The following is a 3305-nucleotide window of genomic DNA, read 5'->3' as shown; positions in this document are numbered from 1 at the left end:
CCTTCATGAGCTCCTTCAATCAAACCAGGCAAATCCGCCATCACAAAGTTACGATGATCACCCACATCCACAACGCCCAAATTCGGAGTAATCGTTGTAAAGTGGTATGCCCCAATTTTCGGTTTTGCGGAAGATACAACCGACAACAAGGTAGACTTCCCTACACTAGGGAACCCGACCAAACCTACGTCAGCCATTACTTTTAACTCAAGCGTGATATAACGTTCTTGTCCCTCTGCGCCGTTCTCAGCCAACTCAGGCGCTGGATTATTCGGTGTAGCAAAACGGATGTTCCCGCGTCCTCCGCGTCCTCCTTTAGCTACGACGACTTGTTGACCATGACGTGTCATATCTGCTACTACTTCACCAGTATCATCATCTATGATGACCGTTCCCGGTGGTATACGTACGATCATGTGCTCCGCATTGGCTCCGTGTTGGCTTTTGTTACGACCTTTCACTCCACGTTGGGCTTTAAAATGACGTTGGTACCGAAAATCCATCAAGGTACGCAAACCCTCATCTACACGGAAAATTACGTCTCCACCGTTCCCTCCGTCACCACCACCTGGGCCACCTTCAGGAACGTATTTCTCACGGCGAAACGCAATTAATCCGTCCCCACCGTCACCGCCTTTAACAAAAATCTTCGCTTTATCTACAAACATGGTTACACCTTCCTTATGTCTGGCACTGCATCCGAATTTGAAACATTTCGCCCGTAGGGAGCTTCTCTGTTCGAATGCGTTCACTTCCGAGTACGGATCTGACCCGCTTTAGGATATTCAAATCCGCAGGTATGTCACTTCCTTCAAAACGGACGATAACATCATTCTGATCCATACCGAAAAAAAGTGTCAATCTGCGCACTTCTCCCCAGGACGACCGGCCCCCGCCATATTGATACGCACGCACCGTTTCTATGACGGCCGAGGCAAGCGACTCGCCGTCTTCGGGAGACATGACAGCGTCTAACTTTAACTGTTCCTCAACCTGTACCGACAACTGTAAATTACCGGCGTTCACGCGAAAAGACTGCAAATAAAACACCAGTGAGGGAATACCCAACTTAGATATTTTACTGTCTTCCGCCACGCGCCCTTTTATTGTTTCCACATAAGCAACAGATTTATCATGCTTATTCATACGAATATATCCATAAAGCACCTGCAAGTCATTCATCCAGTCATGCCGATGATGGTTAAGCATTGAAATCGCTGTACGCTCAAAAGAACGCAAAGCAGCTTTCCGCTCATACTCAACCTGTCTTTGCGTATACCACATACCAAAGCATGCAGCAACTACAGACCATACTGCTAATAAGATAATCGTTAATACTTCAGGATAGAGCAGTGAAAAAACCAAAGGAATCAGAATGGAACCCAACGCCAGATAAGGCGCTCTTATCCGCTGGAACATGGCTTCTCTCCGTTCTGCGAAATTAAATGGATTATTAAAGAACCTTAATCCAGTATAGCACAGACTAACTTTCCAGTTCATTACCATCATGCAAAAAAGCCTCCGACAAAAGTGCCGGAGGCTTTTCAGCGTGTCTAAGCCGCTATTAAGCTTCTACAGTAGCTGCTACTGGAGCAACGTCGATCGGGTAGATGCTCACCTTTTTGCGATCACGGCCCCAACGTTCGAACTTCACAACGCCGTCCACTTTCGCGAACAGAGTGTCGTCCTTACCGATGCCCACGTTCGTGCCCGGGTGAATTTTCGTTCCGCGTTGACGAACCAGGATGCTACCGCCGGTAACTGCTTGACCGTCAGCACGTTTCACTCCAAGACGTTTCGATCTACTGTCACGTCCGTTTTTTGTGGAACCTACACCTTTTTTCGATGCGAATAATTGAAGATCCAATGTCAATTTCAACATGATGTCTACCTCCTTCTTTGATTATTTTCTATTTGAATATACTTACCGTATGATTCAGCAATACTTGTCAGCATAATCACCATGGACTCCAGCAACAGTTGAACCTGTGCGTTCGCATCATGATAACTTTCAGGAGAAAGATACGCGCTTAAAAAGCCGTTTTCCATTTCCGTTTCCATCTCAACGTCCGTAAGAGCTCCAATCGAATTGACAGTTCCTACCGTTACCGCTGAAACGCCAGCACATACGATATCCTCGCCAGATTTAGCGAAATTCGCATGCCCTTTAACGGAAAACCCCTGTATGCTGCCATCCTCCAGTCGTGTAATACGCACGATAATCACTTATCGCACCCTCTTACGCTTGGATTTTTTCAATCGTCACTTTCGTGTACGGTTGACGATGACCTTGCTTCACATGGTAGTTCTTTTTAGGTTTGTATTTGTATACGATGACCTTTTGACCTTGACCATGCTTCTCAACTTTAGCTGTTACAGAAGCTCCAGAAAGAAGCGGTGTACCTGCTGTCAAGCCATTGTCGCCGGACACTGCCAGAACACGATCGAACGTTACAGTTTCACCATCATTAGCTTCCAACTTCTCGATGAACAATACGTCGCCCTCTTGAACTTTGTATTGCTTACCACCTGTTTCGATAATTGCGTACATTTGCTTGCACCTCCTTATGTCTCAGACTCGCCTAATAGCAGGTGACAGATTCCCTTAGGATACTGCACTTCAGTACCTGATTGGAGCGGTTACAGCATGTGCAGCCAATCTTACGCATCACACATACTAAATGATTGTAGCACAAGCTTTGTACACATTCAACCTTTAGTTTTAAAATGATTTTTGGTTTCGCACCGCTCTACACGAGCGTCTTTTCCTCACGCACTTTTTTACGGGTCATTTCCAGCAAACCTAACCGCGTCCAACCGACAACATAAGATTTGGTCCGATCCTTCTTCAATCTTGCTTCCAGCACAGAGGATACTTCCCGACGATTCTCCTCTTGTTCCATGTCAATAAAATCAATGATGATGATACCACCAATATCACGCACACGTACCAGGCGGGCAATCTCTTCGGCTGCTTCAATGTTAGTCTGGGTCACCGTCTCTTCCAGATTACTGCCTCCCGTAAACTTCCCCGTATTCACATCAATGACGGTTAATGCCTCCGTATGATCAATGACAATATAACCGCCGCCCTGCAACCATACCTTTCGCGCAAAATCGCGTTCCAGCTGCTCATGAATGCCATAAGCTTTAAAAATTGTTTCTTCTGCACCACGAAATATACTTACATGAGCTTTCGCAGGACCAATCTGTTGCAGCATTATTTCTGCGTCCTTTGCTTGCTCTTCACTGTCAATAACCAGTTCATCCTGTTCAGGTGTAAACACATCCCTAATCAATCGCTG

The 3305-nt window shown here is 46.1% G+C and carries 6 protein-coding genes and 1 other annotated feature; all 6 genes read right to left on the bottom strand.

The features are described 5' to 3' along the window. The coding region (gene cgtA, locus GRP75_RS22275; RefSeq protein ID WP_160790382.1) for an Obg family GTPase CgtA at window positions 1-668 on the bottom strand (668 nt) is incomplete at its 3' end. A gap of 13 nt (window positions 669-681) precedes the next feature. Next, window positions 682-1419 (bottom strand): Spo0B domain-containing protein, encoded by a 738-nt coding sequence (locus tag GRP75_RS22270; protein ID WP_053326604.1) that lies wholly within the window; start codon window positions 1417-1419, stop codon window positions 682-684. A gap of 145 nt (window positions 1420-1564) precedes the next feature. Further along, the gene (gene rpmA / locus GRP75_RS22265) at window positions 1565-1882 is read right to left on the bottom strand and encodes a 50S ribosomal protein L27 (RefSeq protein ID WP_013311590.1); all 318 of its coding nucleotides are present in this window, start codon (window positions 1880-1882) and stop codon (window positions 1565-1567) included. 5 nt (window positions 1883-1887) lie between these two features. Beyond that, window positions 1888-2226, bottom strand: a complete 339-nt coding sequence (locus GRP75_RS22260; protein ID WP_013311591.1) for a ribosomal-processing cysteine protease Prp — start codon at window positions 2224-2226, stop codon at window positions 1888-1890. Between the two features lie 13 nt (window positions 2227-2239). Further along, entirely contained in the window at window positions 2240-2551 is a 312-nt protein-coding gene (gene rplU / locus GRP75_RS22255; RefSeq protein WP_013311592.1) for a 50S ribosomal protein L21, read from the bottom strand. Between the two features lie 13 nt (window positions 2552-2564). Beyond that, window positions 2565-2652, bottom strand: a sequence feature (ribosomal protein L21 leader region). A 98-nt stretch (window positions 2653-2750) separates the two neighbouring features. Beyond that, on the bottom strand, window positions 2751-3305 hold a 555-nt coding region (locus GRP75_RS22250), incomplete at its 5' end, for a ribonuclease E/G (RefSeq protein WP_202404261.1).

The sequence above is a fragment of the Paenibacillus sp. OT2-17 genome (assembly GCF_009827695.1).
In the GTDB taxonomy this organism is placed as follows: Bacteria; Bacillota; Bacilli; order Paenibacillales; family Paenibacillaceae; genus Paenibacillus; species Paenibacillus polymyxa_B.
The sequence above is the reverse complement of the archived record's forward strand: the minus strand, read 5'-3'. Positions and strand labels throughout refer to the sequence as shown.

Coding starts and splice junctions, on each gene's coding strand:
- GRP75_RS22270 (WP_053326604.1), bottom strand. CDS start 1,419: ATGTTCCAGCGGATAAGAGCGCCTTATCTGGCGTTGGGTTCCATTCTG.
- rpmA (WP_013311590.1), bottom strand. CDS start 1,882: ATGTTGAAATTGACATTGGATCTTCAATTATTCGCATCGAAAAAAGGT.
- rplU (WP_013311592.1), bottom strand. CDS start 2,551: ATGTACGCAATTATCGAAACAGGTGGTAAGCAATACAAAGTTCAAGAG.